The sequence below is a fragment of the Ignavibacteria bacterium genome (assembly GCA_015709655.1).
Lineage (GTDB): Bacteria > Bacteroidota > Ignavibacteria > Kapaibacteriales > Kapaibacteriaceae > OLB6.
Genome location: CP054181.1, coordinates 2720045 through 2736962, shown reverse-complemented (window position 1 = coordinate 2736962; position 16918 = coordinate 2720045). Strand labels below are relative to the sequence as shown.

11 protein-coding genes are annotated in these 16918 nt (G+C 51.3%); 5 read left to right on the top strand and 6 right to left on the bottom strand.

What is annotated here, in order from left to right; translation table 11 throughout:
- Positions 1 to 60: 60 nt before the first annotated feature.
- The 3 genes from HRU79_11060 to HRU79_11050 are packed head-to-tail and all read right to left on the bottom strand — an operon-like array spanning position 61 to position 2095.
- Entirely contained in the window at positions 61 to 642 is a 582-nt protein-coding gene (locus HRU79_11060; GenBank protein ID QOJ27151.1) for a hypothetical protein, read from the bottom strand.
- Positions 639 to 1229, bottom strand: coding sequence for a guanylate kinase (gmk, locus tag HRU79_11055; GenBank protein ID QOJ27150.1), 591 nt, complete (start codon positions 1227 to 1229; stop codon positions 639 to 641). Before gmk ends, HRU79_11060 begins: the two co-directional genes overlap by 4 nt.
- Entirely contained in the window at positions 1226 to 2095 is an 870-nt protein-coding gene (locus HRU79_11050) for a YicC family protein (protein ID QOJ27149.1), read from the bottom strand. The genes gmk and HRU79_11050 overlap by 4 nt, the downstream gene beginning before the upstream one ends.
- A gap of 86 nt (positions 2096 to 2181) precedes the next feature.
- On the opposite strand from HRU79_11050, the gene HRU79_11045 reads away from it, so the two are divergent.
- From HRU79_11045 to HRU79_11025, 5 genes are read left to right on the top strand one after another with little or no spacing between them, the layout of a single operon-like run.
- Positions 2182 to 2892 carry a purine-nucleoside phosphorylase gene (locus HRU79_11045; GenBank protein ID QOJ27148.1) on the top strand — a complete coding sequence of 237 codons (711 nt, stop codon included), beginning with the start codon at positions 2182 to 2184 and terminating at the stop codon, positions 2890 to 2892.
- A complete protein-coding gene (locus HRU79_11040) occupies positions 2889 to 3719 on the top strand; it encodes a hypothetical protein (protein ID QOJ27147.1) in 831 nt (276 codons plus the stop codon). The genes HRU79_11045 and HRU79_11040 overlap by 4 nt, the downstream gene beginning before the upstream one ends.
- Before the next feature lie 9 nt (positions 3720 to 3728).
- On the top strand, positions 3729 to 4760 hold the full coding sequence (ribD, locus tag HRU79_11035; GenBank protein QOJ27146.1) for a bifunctional diaminohydroxyphosphoribosylaminopyrimidine deaminase/5-amino-6-(5-phosphoribosylamino)uracil reductase RibD: 1032 nt from the start codon (positions 3729 to 3731) through the stop codon (positions 4758 to 4760).
- Positions 4761 to 4775: 15 nt separating this feature from the next.
- A complete protein-coding gene (locus HRU79_11030) occupies positions 4776 to 7496 on the top strand; it encodes a HEAT repeat domain-containing protein (protein QOJ27145.1) in 2721 nt (906 codons plus the stop codon).
- Complete coding sequence (locus tag HRU79_11025) at positions 7489 to 8952, top strand: fibronectin/fibrinogen-binding protein (GenBank protein QOJ27144.1); 1464 nt, start codon at positions 7489 to 7491, stop codon at positions 8950 to 8952. Before HRU79_11030 ends, HRU79_11025 begins: the two co-directional genes overlap by 8 nt.
- Here the strand turns inward: HRU79_11025 and HRU79_11020 are convergent.
- Genes HRU79_11020 through speA form a run of 3 tightly spaced genes read right to left on the bottom strand, consistent with a single transcriptional unit; the run spans position 8942 to position 16912 of the window.
- Positions 8942 to 12892, bottom strand: coding sequence for a PKD domain-containing protein (locus HRU79_11020; GenBank protein QOJ27143.1), 3951 nt, complete (start codon positions 12890 to 12892; stop codon positions 8942 to 8944). The two genes, HRU79_11025 and HRU79_11020, sit on opposite strands and share 11 nt — an antisense overlap.
- Positions 12889 to 15045, bottom strand: coding sequence for an OmpA family protein (locus tag HRU79_11015; protein ID QOJ27142.1), 2157 nt, complete (start codon positions 15043 to 15045; stop codon positions 12889 to 12891). The genes HRU79_11020 and HRU79_11015 overlap by 4 nt, the downstream gene beginning before the upstream one ends.
- Entirely contained in the window at positions 15020 to 16912 is a 1893-nt protein-coding gene (gene speA / locus HRU79_11010) for a biosynthetic arginine decarboxylase (GenBank protein ID QOJ27141.1), read from the bottom strand. The genes HRU79_11015 and speA overlap by 26 nt, the downstream gene beginning before the upstream one ends.
- Between the last annotated feature and the right edge of the window lie 6 nt (positions 16913 to 16918).

Genomic DNA, 16918 nt, shown 5'->3' with positions numbered 1-16918 from the left:
AAAATAGGGCAGAACACATTGTCTACCTGACCGGAGGTGTGTCGCAGTACGATGCCTTCCCTACCACCACCACCCAATAGAGCCGCCAAGGCTTGGCAGAACTCCTGGAGACGGTCCGGGCAGATACAGCAGGTTTACAACGGCCCGGTACTGTACGCCGCCCCCAGGGCTCTCGTACCGATATCCCACCGATGCAGTCGGGTTAACAATTTTATTCCGCCATGTTAACGGTTTTTCAGCATGCGTTCCGTACACCGGATTCAGCGGAATACTGGTGCCAATACAAACTTCCAGATTGTGTACCGAGCCCCACAGTGCCTGCAGCATCACCGGTGCGAAGTGCGGGGTGAATAAGCTGTAGCCGATACCTGCTCGTATGCCAATGCTCCGAAAACCGCCGTCACCAAACGGATGAAGGAGCCGCACATCGGCATGAATGCCAACAATCTCCATGATTGGCACCGTTTGCATCCACACCGAATAGCCGAGTTGTACCGGAGGAGCCTGAACCGGCAGCACTGGCGATGGTGCCTGCACCGTGACAGCGGTATCACCGTGGGTGGTAATCTCGGTGGTTTGTGCATGAACAACTGTCTGCATAACCACACTAATGAGCAGTATGCTGGAAAGAATCCGGATCATAGCTCTAACTGCTGTTGCTCTCCCGATCCCGCAATGTTTTTTTGGACAATGGTTTCTGCAGATTCCAGCGTTTGGTTCAGAACTGAATTGACCAGAACATGGTCAAATGCATCGATATGCCCCATCTCCATCTCGGCACGAGCCAGACGCATTTGTATCTGTTCTTCAGTTTCCGTTCTTCGGTTCCGCAGTCTTTCTGCCAGTGTCTGCATATCCGGAGGAGCAACAAAAATCAGCAGCGAATCGTTGGGGAATGCTGTACGCAAACTTAAAGCCCCCTTCACATCAACATCGAACAGAATAAATTCACGGCGGGTCAGGGATTCCTGTACAACACTTTTCAGGGTTCCGTAGTAATTACCAAAGATCTCTTCGTACTCGATGAGATCGCCCTGTTCGATGCGACGTTTAAATTCATCACGCGACAAGAAGTGATAATCTTTTTTATCAACTTCACCGCGTCGTTTTGGCCGGGTTGTGGCGCTGACGCTAAACCGAAGCATGGGAAACACCTGGAGCAAGTGTCGGGCAACCGTTGTTTTGCCTGCGCCGCTGGGTGCGCTCAGCACAATCAGGCTCTTGCTCATTCTATGTTTTGCACTTGTTCACGAATCCGTTCCAGTTCTTCCTTCATTCCCACAACCAGGAGTGCAATGTCAGCATCGGCAGCCTTGCTTCCGATGGTGTTTACTTCGCGGTTCATTTCCTGCACCAAGAAGTTCAGACGTCGTCCAACGGCTCCGCCTTTCTCTAGGTCGGCACGGTAATGTTTAATATGGCTTCGCAGACGAACACTTTCTTCACTCACATCCAGCTTTTCGCTCAAAAGAACAATTTCCAGCTGGAGTCGCTGTTCGTCGACAGCTTCGTCATTCATGAGCTGACGGACTTTCTCTCTGAGGCGTTCCCTTTCCAGTGGAATGCGTTGTGCACTGAGGTTTTCGGCACGGGTGAGCATGGTGGTAATTGACTCCAGGCGTTCAGCCATATCATTGGCGAGAATAGCACCTTCGTTTGTCCGCATGACGTCCAGACCATCAACTGCCATAGAGACGAGTGGCAGGAGTTCTTTCGAGGCATCGGCATCGGCATCGGCCACGCCACGGAACACTGCATCGTACCGTGCAACCATTTCAATACCAATGGTGCCGGGCAGATTGAGTTCATTCTGTATGGTTTGCAGTGCCACAACGTAGGCCTCTGCTGCAGGGATATTCACAACAACATCATCGGTGGCCAGCGTTGATTCTCTCCGTACAAAAACGTTCACACTGCCACGGCTGATACGGTCCCGTATCACTTCACGGATACCCTGTTCAATATGTGCCCACTCCTTAGGAAGGCGCACGGACGGTTCCAGGTAGCGTCCGTTCACACTTTTTATTTCTACCGTAACCGTGCTTCCCAGTACTTCACCTTGGGCCTTTCCAAACCCCGTCATGCTTTTTATCATGAGCGAAATTAGGGTTGTGCCGACTGATAAACCATTGCAAATCGTTTTTTACAGTAGGATTTCGTTTAGAAGCAATATATTTCGGTATGCCCCTCGTTGCCGTTATCGCCGGTAGTGGTATCACGATAGGAACACCAACCGGTGACAGTATTCAATTTGATTCTATACCGGGTGTACCCGCTACAACTGTTGCCGGACATAACGGTACCATTGGCATGCAGCAGATTGGTACCCAGCAGGCCCTGGTCATGAGCGGGCGCCTGCATCAATACGAAGGACACAGCCAGACCACTCTGGCACGACCACTGGAATACCTGAAGTCGCAGGGCGTTACCCACCTCATCGTTACCAGTGCCGTTGGTGCGCTCAACCGTTCGCTTCAAGCAGCCGATGTTACAATCATTGATGATGTTATTGGGATGATAGATTCACTCGGTACTGCCGGACGCTTCCCTGTGAACCGCGACTGGGCAGGTGCAACCCGCGAGGCTTGTCTGAGAAAGGGGCTAGGGTTACGTAGTGTTACCTACGTCCAGACCCGTGGTCCACAATACGAAACCCGGGCTGAGATCCGAATGTTTCGTCGGATGGGTGCCGACGTCATCGGCATGAGTATGGTTCCCGAGCTGACGGCAGCACGCACACTTGGCTTGTCCTGTATTGCTCTTGCCGTTGTTACCAATACAACATCCGAAGTACAGCTGCCTGTTCTCGGTCACCACCATGTGCTACACACTGCAGCGCAGGCCGCCCGCACCACAGCTGAAGTGATAGAATCGGCTATTTTTGCAGCATGATACGATCACGCTTACATCGGTGGTGCTCCTTACTCGTCATCATTACGATCGTCACCATTTCTACCACCGGCTGTGTACGCGTAGCTCATAGTGACTTCGTGCGCTCTGGCAAAGCCCTTCGGGTTAACGAACCAGTGTACGATTTACGAGCAGTAAAGCTTACAGACGGAACAGTTAATATCAGCTTTATTGGAACACCAACCCTGCGAACGTCGGGTAAATATGTAAAGTATGTAGAGGCTGCAGTAGGCGCAGACGAGAATAGTATGAACGATATCATCACGTTCTCGCTTAGTACGGCAGGTGCACCGGGCGTAGGAGAAACAATTCACCTGACTGGGAATGCAACATGGGATACCAAGCCTGCCGTCGCCAGCAAGAGCTGCTGGGCTGATGTTTCGGTCGTTACGCCGGAGGAACATCTTGTATTCAGAACGCATCTTACTTACGAGGTGATCGAACCTCTTGAACTCACTGCATTTTCGCATGCCGTTAACGATACAACGATGGAGATTGGAGCTGTTGCAAAGCGCATTTTTGTTCCGCCAGGCGAATACCTCCCGTCGTCCGAAGTCTTCCGAATCATCATTACCGACGAAGCCGGGACTGTTGTGTACAGGTCAGATTACGAACGCAACTTCTTACAGTTTGTTAGCACTGTTGAACCGCAAACACCCAACCAGATGCAGCGGTATGTTATTCCATGGAATGGCAGAAACCTTCAGGGGGTACGGGTTAGTGACGGCGATTACCATGTAGAGCTTTTGATTCCGGCTCACCCCAAACCCTACAGAACCGATTTGAACATTTCATGGCCTCCCCGGTAAACCATGGGTATGGCAGAGTATCCAAGTAAACAACTGTGTGATGAAATGCTTGCACGGGCAGCCCGGCTGTCGCTAAACGGTACGGGTACCACGAGTCCGAATCCGCGTGTTGGTGCTGTTGTTGCTGTTGGGTCAACAATTCTCTCCGAGGGTTGGCACGAACGGTACGGTGAACAACATGCAGAGGTGCATGCACTCAATCAGCTGCATAGCATACCAGCCGAGGCTGTACTGTACGTAACACTGGAACCATGCAACCATAGCGGCAAACAGCCTCCGTGCACACACAGAATCGTACAGTCTGGTATCCAGACGGTTGTTGCAGGAATGGCCGACCCTAACCCGACGGTCCGCGGAGGCGGTATCGATTTTCTGCTCACACACGGAGTTCGTGCCTTTATTCACCATGGAGCCGCCACAGATACCATTACCAGAATAAACAGAGCCTACATAAAGACTGTAACAACCGGGATGCCGTACATCGTGGTTAAGATTGCCCAAAGCTCCAATGGTATCATGGCTCCGCTCGAGCGCTCCCCCATCAGCATTACAGGGGTTGAGGCCCAAACCGAGGTGCACAGGCTGCGGGCGGAGTTCGACGCCGTTATGGTAGGCATGGGCACCGTCATTGCCGATAACCCCCGGCTCAACGTCCGCTATGTTCAGGGTCGGGACCCCGCACGTATCGTAGTAAGTTCTGTTCAGGGACTTCCCTCCGATTCGTATCTGTACCAAACCCGTTCTGTTTATCCAACGTATGAAGTCATCACTACCTTTACCACGGCCGACCGTTCACACTTTATTGACCAGCTGAAAGCACTGACGCTGAACGGGATAACCGGTATTTTGTGTGAACCGGGTCCCGGCTTAGCAGCATGGCTGTTTGCACTGGACCTGGTTGATGAACTGCACCTGCACACCGCACCGGTACGCATTGAATCCGGACGGTCATCGAATATTCCTTTTGACCGATTTACACGTTACTCTTCACAACAAGCCGGGGCGGATACAATCGAGATCCTGCTTCGTAACGGCCACTAACATTGTTTATTACGTATGCGTTTTGTTCTCATCCCGCTGTTCTTTCCAGTCCTTGTCTGTGCGGCACAACCCAGTCTTACTCAGCACATTCACTCTGCCATGGAACGGCTTGGCATGTCAGACTCCGATATTTATCTGCCGTACGACTGGGTAAAAGCCGATCCGCACAGAACAAGGTTCCATGACAGTTTGTTTACTCATCCGCTCGGAAGCATTTCGGTTGCGCGCAGGCTGAGCAGCGAAGCCGTTTCAATGCTTACTCATGCCGATCCGGTCCTGTTTTCTGACCTTATACGGTTAACAGAGGTGGGCTACTCACCACTGCATTTGTTTGGAGCACCACCATCACAACTGCCGGTGGCCATTACTGATCTTCATGGACGGCCCACTGAAATCACCGACAACGGTACGCATATTATCGTGCAGTCTTTGCTAAACCGGATTATTACTGCCAAGGCAGCGGCAGCAGATGCCCGCAAGCGCGTTCGCAATACACCGATGGTTGAACGATGGTCAGATTCACTCTGGCTTGAATCGGGCAGCAACGAAAAAGCATCGCTGTTTGACACGTACCGAGCTGAGCGCGAACAGTTTAAAGAGGTGAGCGATTACTTTAACCTTGCACAGCCGGCATGGTTTGAAAACGTGTACCGCAGTGGTGCAGAACTGTATCTGCAGGCAATAACCCACATCGGCAATATTCAGGCAACTCCGGGCAGCATCGGATCTGATACAGCAGTTCACGTTTACCAGACTCCCGCCGGCCTGGTGGCTATCGGTACCACCGGGTCAGATGTGTACCATGGAACCTATGCGCTGATTTTTGATCCGGGTGGTGATGACATTTATACGATCGGTCCATCCTCGAAAGCAGATGCCCTGAATAATCCGGTACAGTGCATTATTGACCTGGGTGGTAATGACACGTACAATGGTAATGACATGGCCCTGGGTTGCGGCTATTTCGGCGTTGGGATCCTGATCGATGTGGCCGGGAATGACACGTACAGAAGTGCCAATTTCAGCCAGGGATGCGGTTTATTCGGATTTGGAATTTTGCACGATATCGCCGGTAATGACTTTTACATCGGCGGACAAAACACCCAGGGCACCGGCATCTTTGGTATCGGCATACTGGCCGACAATGCAGGATCGGACATGTACCACGCTCATTCACAGGCTCAGGGTTTTGGCGGTACACGCGGAGCAGGTATGTTGGTAGACCTTGCAGGCAACGATCAGTACGTTGCCTCAAGTCCGGTTGTTGATGTTCTGCGATATAATGATCACTTTACAACCTTTGCTCAGGGAGCGGCACTGGGAAACAGGCCACATGCTTCCGGAGGAATTGGTATCCTGTACGATGCCACTGGCAACGATACGTATGTGTGCGACATCTTTGGTCAGGGTGTTGGCTACTGGTTTGGCCTGGGCGCCCTGCTTGATGATGCCGGACATGATAAATATCTGGCACATCAATATGCTCAGGGCAGCGGCGTTCACTTTGCCACAGGTATCCTGGTTGATAGCGCCGGCAACGATGTGTATTCCTCGCATGGCGTTAGTCAGGGATGCGGACACGATGTGGCCCTTGGTTTACTGTGCGATGTTTCCGGCAATGACTCCTATGCCGTAGAAAGCCTGAGTCTGGGCGGCGGGAATGCAAATGCCATATCGATTTTTACTGATCTGGATGGCAGTGATCTGTATGCCGCACGCGACTCAACCAATACGTTAGGCTTTTCCGATTTCCGCCGAAGCATGGGCATGATTGGTATCTTTTACGATGCCAACGGTACTGACTTCTACTCAAGTACGCAGCGGAATAATTCTACGTCACTTCAGTCCACCTATGGTACATTTATTGACGATTCCGATTCTTCCGTACGGCAGCCGGTAACAAAACAAAGTACACCGTCACCCGAAGAGCCACCACTGCCACTGGCTACGTCGTTCGACAGCTTATTTATCCAGGCATCAGCCGCACCGTTAAAGTATCAGTCAAACGTAAAGCCGGCGCGAGACTCACTGGTTGCTCTCGGTACCGGTATTCTTGACAGTCTGTGGCAGTACCTTGGAACGCAAATGCCACGCGAACGCCTGACCATAGAGTACGTTGTCCCCAAGCTCTATTCTGCCGACTCAACCGCCGTTATTGCCTTTTTGCACAAGGCTATGCAGTCGGATGACCGGGGGAAGATTGGTGCGGGCTGCGTTCTGGCAGGCCTCTGCAAGAGCATTTCCTTCGTTGAGCCGCTCATCACCGTTACCGGCAACACATCGTGGGGTTTGCGAAGTGCAGCCACACTTTCCCTGAGCCAGATAGGCAGTCCGTCCGCACTATCGGCAGTTACTAAACTTCTTTCAGATAAGCATCCCTACGTCAGAGCAAGAGCAGGATATGCTATTGGTACGCTCACCAAGGGTGAACTGCCGTTGCTGCTGGTAAAGTGCTTTATGGATAAGGAACAAATTGTTCGTAATTCCGCTGTCGAAGGTACCGTTCGGGGCGAAAAGCGAACAATTGCCGACATTATTCCCATTTGGCAAAAATGTAAGTCGCATAATCAGCGAATAAGCTGCGCACGGCTTCTTGGCTGCGTTGACCCCACTCCGGAGAATGTTGCTTCTTTTACCAAGTGGATGAAAGGGGCTTCGGCAGAGTGGAAAAAAGTAATGACGCTAACGTTGCCGTCGCAAAAGCCGGAATGGCTTGGTATCGAAAGCCATGATTAAGCATGCACTCACCCTGGAACATGCCGCACGAGAACTGAACGGTTGCATTGGCGGATGGATTCTATGCAGTGCATGGACGCAAGAGAAGAATGCGTGCCGACTCGGGTTTTGTACGGAAAGCGGACAAGAATTGTACATTACCCTAAGTGTTGACCCCACCTATGGAACTGTTACCAGGAGTTCCGAAGCCTACCGGGCAAAAAAAAACACGATTGACATTTTTGCTGAATGTACCGGACATACGCTACGATCAGTTACAGCCTTTAGTGGTGACAGGATACTGATTTTTGATTTTGGTGATATGCAGATCCAGGCATGTTTCTATTCCGGGGGCAAAGGCAATGTACTTGTTACCCGTAACAGTGTCATCACCAACGCACTGCATCATACATCCCGGCTTCGCAACACGCACTTTTCGGGAACATCGGCTCCGATTAAACTCCCCCCTGTTCTTTTATCAGCCGGTATGCCAGAAGAAGACGTTATTGCCCGGTTTCGGGCATCCCGTGAATTTTATATCCTGGACCATAATTCAGTGCCGGTTTTGAGTGCAATTCCGATTCCAGGCATGAGCGTGATTTCCCGCTTTAACAGCGTGCTGGAAGCGCTTCAGCAGATCGTGGCTATGCGCCGAAAGGCAGATCGTAAAAATACCGACACTGATGCCACTGTACACCTGCTCACGGCCAGGCTCACAAAACTTCGTCGAAGTTATTACGCACTGAAAAACGATGCCCTGAAATCTGTAACACCAGAAACACTACGATCAATCGGCGATGCGCTCCTAAGTCAGCCGGTGCCGATGCAGACAGGTGTCAACACACTGGAGCTGACCCTTCCAGGGTCCGACGAACCAATCACGGTACAGCTTCGGCCGGAAATCAGCCTTGTTGAAAACGCCCGGCGGTACTACGAAAAAGCTCGCAAAGCCCAGGCAGCGGCTAACGAGCGCCTGCTAAGGCTGCCACGACTTGAAACAGAAATTCAAAAACTGGAGCAGTTGCTTCTTCACCCGGAGAGCATTCCTATGGACGTAAAACAAAAACATGCATCCCCTCCCCCTCCGTACCGGATTTTTCAACTGGAACAGGACTACACGTTGTATGTTGGACGAAACAGCGCGAATAATGACCAGCTGACGATGAAGTTTGCTAAACAAAACGACTATTGGTTTCACGTACGCGGCCAGAGCGGTTCACACTGTGTATTGCGCAGTCCGGATCCATCCGTATCCAAGCCTCCAAAGAAGGTTATTGAACAGGCAGCGGCAATAGCCGCATACTACTCATCGGCAAGGAATGCCGGATGGACCCCGGTGATTTATACGCAGCGTAAGTATGTACGAAAGCCCAAGGGTGCTGCAGTAGGTGCAGTCGTGGTTGACCGGGAGACTGTTGTCATGGTAAAACCCGAGCTGCCGGATGGTGTTATGGGTGCACCGGACGCTAATGAATAACTCGGAACGGAATACCGTGTGATCCGGAAAACACATAATAGCAGCCGGATGACAGATGTGCCGTCGGAATAATCGTATGGCTTTCGACAACAGTCTGCTGCCATAGAATCCTGCCAAACGAATCAAGAACGGTAATACGGTCACCCGGGATACTGTTAACTATTTTTAAATGGTCAGTAGCCGGATTTGGGAATACCTGCAGGGTTGATCGGGTTTCCTGAACGCTAACCGGAGCATTATCGAGACTCAGACATAGCTCAACATTTGCCGTTATCATGGTATTAAACTTCAGCGTCTGCCGCTTCAGTGTCGAATCATAGCTGGATAACCCTTGTGCCTTCTGCCAGAGCTGCTCACTGTATGCCGGACGCTGCCACACAGTAAATACTGGTGCCCGTTTGCTGCCACCCGGTTCAACATCCGAAACATCAAACTGTACCATATCAAGGAAGTCACTAGCCGCCGATACAGTACGAACAAGAAAGTACCGTGCGTCAACCAATACAGATGGTTCCGGAAAGGCAGGGGCTGGTCTGTTGATCCTGCTGAGGAGTATGGTTGTGTCAGTACGTGTGGCGGCAGCCTGAACTCCGAGTGCCGTAATCCGATAGGCTTGAACATCTGACAGCGGTGCCTGTACAAGACTGCTAACTCCACTGCCATACGGAATAGCAGAGTTCACACGCCGTGCACCACCCGAAAGGATGGCATGCCTGGATTGCGCAACATCGTACAGGCTTACGCCACCGGTTTCGTTGCACTGATACCATGCCAGAAGCCGCGGGTCATCCGGATCGGCTGGATGATGCATGTGCAAGAGGATCTCGTTACGGCTTAATGACGTTCTGTACAGCCGTACTTCATCGATATAGCCGTTAAAATTCCTGTCAGCCCAGTAGCGATACGTTCCCAGCATGAGTTGAAGTGAGCCAAGGTGCTGCTCCTTATAGACTCCCGGCTGTTCGGCCATTACTCCGTTAACCATGAGCCGTGCACGTGTGGGGCTAATACTGAACGCAACATGATTCCACTGGTCCGGAATAAGCCGTAAACCACTCTTCCATGACCAGTCTGCATCCTTCCACAAAATCCCAAGCTCATTACTGTCTGTCACAAATTGCACACCAAGTTCGCCGCGTACGTCACCCACGACATCCGAACAGAGAATGGCGCTGTGTATAGCTTGGAATCCGACGGGTTTCACCCAGGCGGTGAATGTAAACTCATTTACTGATTCATTAAAGCTGCCAAGGTCTATGAAATCTCCGGCCGACGTTAAGTCAACGCACGATCCCGGTTTGGAATCAACAACATCACATTCACCACCTAATACAACAACGGCGCGTCTGACCAGGCAGGTGTCTGTACCTGCACTGTTACCAACCTCGAGAGTCACCTGATACGTGCCGGGTGTGTTGTAGAACACCTGTGGTGACCTCTCAGAGCTCTCGGCCGGATCTCCGCCTTCAAAATGCCAGCGTCGCCATGAGTCAACAGTAGATGGGACAGGGCTGCGGTCATTAAAGCGCACCGGAACATACTGACATCGAACGGTGTCGGCATCATACCCAAAGCGGGCAATAACGGTGTCAGGCTTAGGTAATGCAGCTTCCCAGATGCCGCGAGTGGTTCCAATCCGCAGCATACCGTCAATTTCATCAGGATGCACGTAGTGAACATGACAGGTTGGGAGACCGCTTCCATACGGTTGCCACTGGCCTGCAGCGTCATCTTGCGGGGGCATTGAATAAACACCATTAGCCGTCCCGACAAAAACAGTTCCTGTGGCTGACTGAACGTTTATGCAATACACGGGAAGATTGTAAAGCCCCTTACTTATGTCCTGCCAAGAGGCACCTGCATCGGTAGTCCGCATGACCTTAACATCCTGCTGACCACCTCCGAACACAATCCACAATGTGTCGGGATGTTCATTATCAAAGGCAACATCCACAATGCGCTTTTCAAGGGTTTGCAGAGCTGAAGGCGTAATATCGGACCAGGTAGCACCGACATCTGTAGAGTGCCAGAGCTTCCCGTCACCAATAGCAGCCATGGTTGCAGGCCGGCTACCAGCAATACGCACATGAACACCTGATATACTGAACTTTTTTAATGTAGTCCAAGTTTCTGCATTGTCGGTAGTTCTAACAACACCCGGGATATTGTGATCAATCGCAACAATGGTGTAGCTTTCAACCGGATGAAACGCAACATTGCTGAACGGAAGGTAACCCAGCTCGATTCCAAGGTTCCGAACTATTGGTGTTTTAAAACGAGAACGATGGCGATAGCCACGAACACTCGTCCACGGCTTTGCGTACAGCCATTGGGTATTATCGGGGTGAACATCAGCCATCATTGCATCTGCACCCGACCACGGATACCATCCAGCCGAGAACCCCCTGCTGTCGTAAACCGCATCGTCACGGACAAAGATGGGTAAATGGTAGGCACCAATTGCCATGACGCCCGTTCCCGGTGCCTGTCCAAAGCCCCATACCTCGACTGCGCAGATGCCGGCACTTCTGTCTTCCAGTGTGGTTCCGCGGTCATTGCTTCGTTGAATTCCACCGTCGGTGGATACCCAAAGAGTGTCGCCTACAATTACGGCATCCTGAACATCATAATGTATTGGTGCAGTAGCCTTCCATGTTTGTCCGCCGTTACTGCTTACATAGGCAAAAATCCCTCCTGCCACGATAAAGCTGGTATCGGTGGAAGAAACAGCAAAGGCCATATCCCAGGTAACCTGAGCAAGACCAAGACCCATTGGATTATAGTCAATAAGGTTAGGTTGCAATGGTGTTGGCATCGATGGTTCATCCGGCCCGCAGCACCTTCGACCGAATGTTCTCCCTTGGTCATCACTTTTATACAGCCCCCATATACCGCCCACGCTGTCCTTTTTACCTGCAAACAGCACCCATACCGAATTTGGCGCGGCGGCCGACGTAGCAATTAGGGCTCGTGGCGTTACATCAAGCTGTCCGGGCTTGGGTAAACCAGTACCGGTTGAAAGCCCCTTCTCATCAACAATCCAAAATGTGCTAACGTTGCCGTCCTTCCGAATGGCGTAGAACTCTTCGCCTTTAGCAGGATTGGCTTCAAGATCCCAGTAGGTACCATCCGATCCCGGAATTACCTGCCATGTTGCACCGGCATCCCTGCTGAGCTGCAGCCGTTTATTGACGGCAACAAGAACGACGTGTGGATTTGCTGCCGAGACGGCTATGCACTCAACGTGTGAAAGTGCCGGATAATCGGCGCGCGAGTCTAGCGACGTCAGCTGCCAGGTTGCTCCACCGTCAACAGATCGGGCCAGGCCAACATCGAGTGCTGCGTAGGCAACCGATGGTTCAGTTGCAGAGAATGCAACTTTATGAACTTCCTGCGCCATGATTCCATCAGTCACCGGAGTCCAGGTTAAACCTGCATCGGCAGAGCGCCACACACCGGCACTAATGGTTCCCGCCAGAAACGTTGTGGGAGCATTTGGGTTAACAGCAATACTCCGTACCACTCCGATACCTTCAGAGCCGGTGGCTTTCTTGGCATCCTTATCCCAAGTAAATGGTCCCAGGCAGTGCCACGTGGCATTGGCCTGCGTCCGTACCACGGCAGCAGTTTTTGCAGCCCTTGGCGGAAAATACCTCCGGCTGTCAACCTTGCCTGTAGCATCCGAAAACAAGTAGTGTTTTCGGATCCATTCCCTGGCATTATAAACTTCGATACTTGGCGGCTCGGTATAGGCAGACGAGTCCAGTCGCATCCACAGCATCACGCTATCCACGTTGGCATGATTGCCAAGGATAGCTTGATACCACCGACTGGTGTGATGACGAGCGTTTGTAAGCAGCCCCTCACGCTCCCATGCCAGCAGTAGAGCCGGAAGGCTGAGAAGAACAACAGCGATGCCAACGGCACGAACACCCATCACATCTTCACGATTTTAAATTCAACGCGACGGTTTTGCTGCCGGCCCTCCTCGGTATCGTTGGAGGCCACCGGCTTAGATTTACCGTAGCCAACAGCCATCAGGCGCTTTTCATCAATTCCGTTATTGACCAGATACGTTCTGACGGCTTCCACGCGATCTTTCGACAACGCCTTGTTTGCGTCATCCGATCCAACGTTATCGGTATGTCCCTGCAGTTCAATCACAAGCGAGGGGCGCGAGCGCAGCAATGCAAGGAGTCGTTCAAGTTCGGGTAGTGATTCATCTCGCAAAGTGCTCTTGCCAAAATCAAAAAAGATATTGGATAACTTTATTGTCTCGTTAACTCTGAGCGGAACCAGGAGCAGATCACGCTCAAGTTCGGTATACTCTTCAAGCTTACGGGCATCTAGCTGGTCACTAACCGGATAGTATCCCTCGGCTTCAGCCCTGAAGCCGTACAGATCGCCCGACGGAAGGGCAATACTGTAACTTCCCTCCGGCAAGGCAGAACGTGCTGTTCCAACAGCCATGCGGTGTGTAAGGCTTTCGTATGCAACACGGGCGGCAATCGGCTTCCTGGTGACGGCATCCAGTACATGACCGCGCACCAGGAAAACAGGTTGTGGACGCACTCCCTTGGTTAACCGGATACGATAGATGTCGGCGCTGCCATCGGTGTTGTTGGCTGCACTTAGATAAGCATAATCACCTTTTGCAGGAACGGTGAAGTAACCATCCCACTTATCACTGTTTACGCTTGGTCCCATGTTTTCGGGTTCCGTCCAGTTCAGCCATGTATCGTCCAACCGGCGTGTGACCCAGATATCCATCGAACCGTAGCCTTTAAGACCGTCAGTAGCATAGTACATCGTTACGCCGTCGGCAGCAACAAACGGACTCATTTCGTTGCCCCAGGTGCTGAGCGTTTGGATATGCTGGGGAGCCGAAAACGTGCCGTCCGACAATAGGTGCGACACATACATATCCTTATCACCCTTCGAGTCATCACGCTGAATTGCCATGATCAGTTGCTGCCCGCTTGGTGAGAGTGAATACTCAGCGAATCTGTTTCTGTTATAGTAATTTCGGATAATAACTTCCCTTGGCACCGTCCATCCCCCTTCTGTTCGGTACGAAATACTAACACCTCCGGAAAGCGGGCGGCCGTCAGGCCTGTACGTATTCCCCACCAGTGCCGTATTCCCATCGGGTGTAATCGAGATAAGGAAATTGCTCCCTTCGTTATTGAGCGGGCGGCCGATATTTCTCATCCTTCCCCACAATCCGTCGGGTTGCAGGTCACTTACGTAGATATCTTCGGTTGACGGGTGGCCGATATTCCCTTCATAAGGGTAGCGTCCGATGTACAGTTGTCGTCCATCAGCGGTGATGACCGGTGAAAGATCACCGCTGTAGGTATTCACATTCGGCCCAAGGTTTTCGCGAACCACATCCTTTGGATAATCGGCAGCAAGGCGTATTGGTTGCTGTGTTTGTCTGACTTCAATGTAATCAGCTTCAACAGCAATGCTTCCCGTAACCACGATACCGAAAGCACGTCCGAATAATCGTGGCTCTTCGGTATACGTCGTGATATCGTCATTGATGACGATTGCAATTGCCGATCCCCTCCGCCGAACCGTAATCGTATTCCACTCATTGTTCTGCTTTACTGAAGCTGATGGTACGGGAGTAACAACATCTTCGTATCTCCCGGAGCTTATTCGAAAAGCACCCAGGCTGCCGTCAGCCGTATATCCAACAACATTCACGTAGTTCACATCAGCAGCCATGTAGCCAATACCGATGATCTTATCCTTCTGCCCCGAGTTAAAGCGCAGACGCAGTTCAATGTCGTAATCGGCGTTGATATCGAGAAAAATCTGTGGGGCAGGAATAAACCACAGACCTCCCGGGCTCAGCTTCCGCAGATGATACATTCCATCAGAAATTCCTGCAATCCTGTCGCCCCAATTCCCGACTGGCCAAACCTGTGTCGCGGTACTAAAATCATCACGATACACAACAGGCATATCGGCGGCGCAGACAGGTATTGCACCTGTCATGGCTGCTGCAATCAGTATTGTACGAACAATGTTCTTTAACAGGACCGGTTCGTAACGATAATTACTCTTCAAGGTAGGTATAGCCATAAAGACCGGAGCGATAAATATTGAGGAATTCTCTCCCTTCGTGATTACTTATCCTCCCGTCCTGTACCGATGAATTAACCCAGGTTTCCATTGTCCGCACCAGCCGTTTTGCATCGAACTGTACATAGTCCAGTACATCGGCCACCGTCTCCCCGTCAATAATATTTTCAATATGGTAGGTGTTGTTCTTAATCACAATATGTACAGCATTCGTATCACCAAACAAATTGTGCAGATCGCCAAGAATTTCCTGATATGCACCAACCAGGAAAACGGCAAGGTAGTATGGCTCTGAGTTCATCGGATGTAGCGGCAACGTTTGCCGGTAATCGCGTCCCCCGATAAACCTGTCAACCTTCCCGTCACTGTCGCATGTAATATCCTGCAGCGTTGCCATCCGAGTTGGTTTTTCACACAGCCTGTGTATTGGCATGATTGGAAACAGTTGATCGATTGCCCAGCTATCAGGCAGAGACTGGAACAGACTGAAGTTGCAGAAATATTTTTCTGCCAGGAGTCTTTGAAGGGGCTTGAGTTCTTCCGGCGGGTTTTTCAGCTCTTTCGAAAGGTCGTACACAGCCCGTGCAACTGACCAGTATAGTTTTTCGACCTTGGCGCGTGCTGCAAGATCCACCAGCCCGAGCGAGAACCTGTCCAACGCTTCTTCGCGTACCTGCTGAGCATCGTGCCACGATTCGAACATTGCCCGTGGACTGATATTCTGAAGAATACCATGCATCTCACGAACCAGCTCGTGATCGGTATCATCGGCGGTGTCAGTTTCTCCCCACTCTGGGACCTTAGCGGTTTCAAGAACGTTGAACACAAGCACTGAATGGTGGGCAGTGAGTGCCCTGCCGCTTTCGGTGATGAGGTTTGGATGTGGCAGTGAGTTCCTGGTTGCAGCATCCACAATTGTTGCAACAGCATCATTGGCGTATTCCTGGATGCTGTAGTTAATGCTGGATGCATAGGAACTTCTCGAGCCGTCATAGTCAACGCCCAAGCCCCCTCCAATATCAACAAATTCGATATTGCAGCCCTGCTTCATCAGTTCCACGTAGTACTCGCTGACCTCACGCAAACCGCTCTTGATTCTTCGGATATTGGTGATCTGCGAGCCCAGATGGAAGTGTATCAGCCGCAGACAGTCCAGAAGATTCTCGTTACGGGCATAATCCACGGCTTCGAGAAGCTCGGCAGGGTTCAAACCGAACTTGCTGTTGTCGCCACCACTTTCTTCCCATTTACCGCTGCCCGATGCAGCAAGTTTGATGCGAATGCCAATATTGGGCCGAACACCAAGCCGCTTACTGATCGTATTAATTAATCGTAGTTCGTTGAGCTTCTCAACAACAACATAAATCTGCTTTCCCATCTTCTGGGCCAGCAGCGCCAGTTCAATATAATCTTCGTCCTTGTACCCGTTACAAATAATCAGTGCATCCGGGTTTCCCATGATTGCAAGGACGGCGTGCAACTCGGGCTTTGAGCCGGCTTCCAGACCAATGTTAACCCGCTCTCCGTACCGCACCAGCTCTTCAACCACGGGACGCTGCTGGTTCACCTTGATGGGGTACACAGAATAATACTGGCCATTATACCCGTAGTCTGCCCCGGCTTTATCAAAGCATAACGCGATTTTCTCTATCCGGTCATCCAAAATATCCGGAAACCGAAGCAGAACCGGGAGCGACACGTCACGTGCCACCACCTCATCGATAACCTGCTTCAGGTCAATTTCCGGTCCTTTATTCTTTCGTGGCTGAACAGTAACATTACCGGCTTCGTTCACGCCAAAGTAGCTCACGCCCCAGCCGTGAACATTATAGAGTTCCGAGGAATCCTCGGCCCGCCATTTACGCATGTATTA

Excerpts from the sequence above, each read along its gene's own strand:
- speA (QOJ27141.1), bottom strand. The coding sequence starts at position 16,912 with ATGCGTAAATGGCGGGCCGAGGATTCCTCGGAACTCTATAATGTTCAC.
- HRU79_11030 (QOJ27145.1), top strand. The coding sequence starts at position 4,776 with ATGCGTTTTGTTCTCATCCCGCTGTTCTTTCCAGTCCTTGTCTGTGCG.
- HRU79_11025 (QOJ27144.1), top strand. The coding sequence starts at position 7,489 with ATGATTAAGCATGCACTCACCCTGGAACATGCCGCACGAGAACTGAAC.
- gmk (QOJ27150.1), bottom strand. The coding sequence starts at position 1,229 with ATGAGCAAGAGCCTGATTGTGCTGAGCGCACCCAGCGGCGCAGGCAAA.
- HRU79_11040 (QOJ27147.1), top strand. The coding sequence starts at position 2,889 with ATGATACGATCACGCTTACATCGGTGGTGCTCCTTACTCGTCATCATT.
- HRU79_11045 (QOJ27148.1), top strand. The coding sequence starts at position 2,182 with ATGCCCCTCGTTGCCGTTATCGCCGGTAGTGGTATCACGATAGGAACA.
- HRU79_11015 (QOJ27142.1), bottom strand. The coding sequence starts at position 15,045 with ATGGCTATACCTACCTTGAAGAGTAATTATCGTTACGAACCGGTCCTG.
- ribD (QOJ27146.1), top strand. The coding sequence starts at position 3,729 with ATGGCAGAGTATCCAAGTAAACAACTGTGTGATGAAATGCTTGCACGG.
- HRU79_11060 (QOJ27151.1), bottom strand. The coding sequence starts at position 642 with ATGATCCGGATTCTTTCCAGCATACTGCTCATTAGTGTGGTTATGCAG.
- HRU79_11050 (QOJ27149.1), bottom strand. The coding sequence starts at position 2,095 with ATGATAAAAAGCATGACGGGGTTTGGAAAGGCCCAAGGTGAAGTACTG.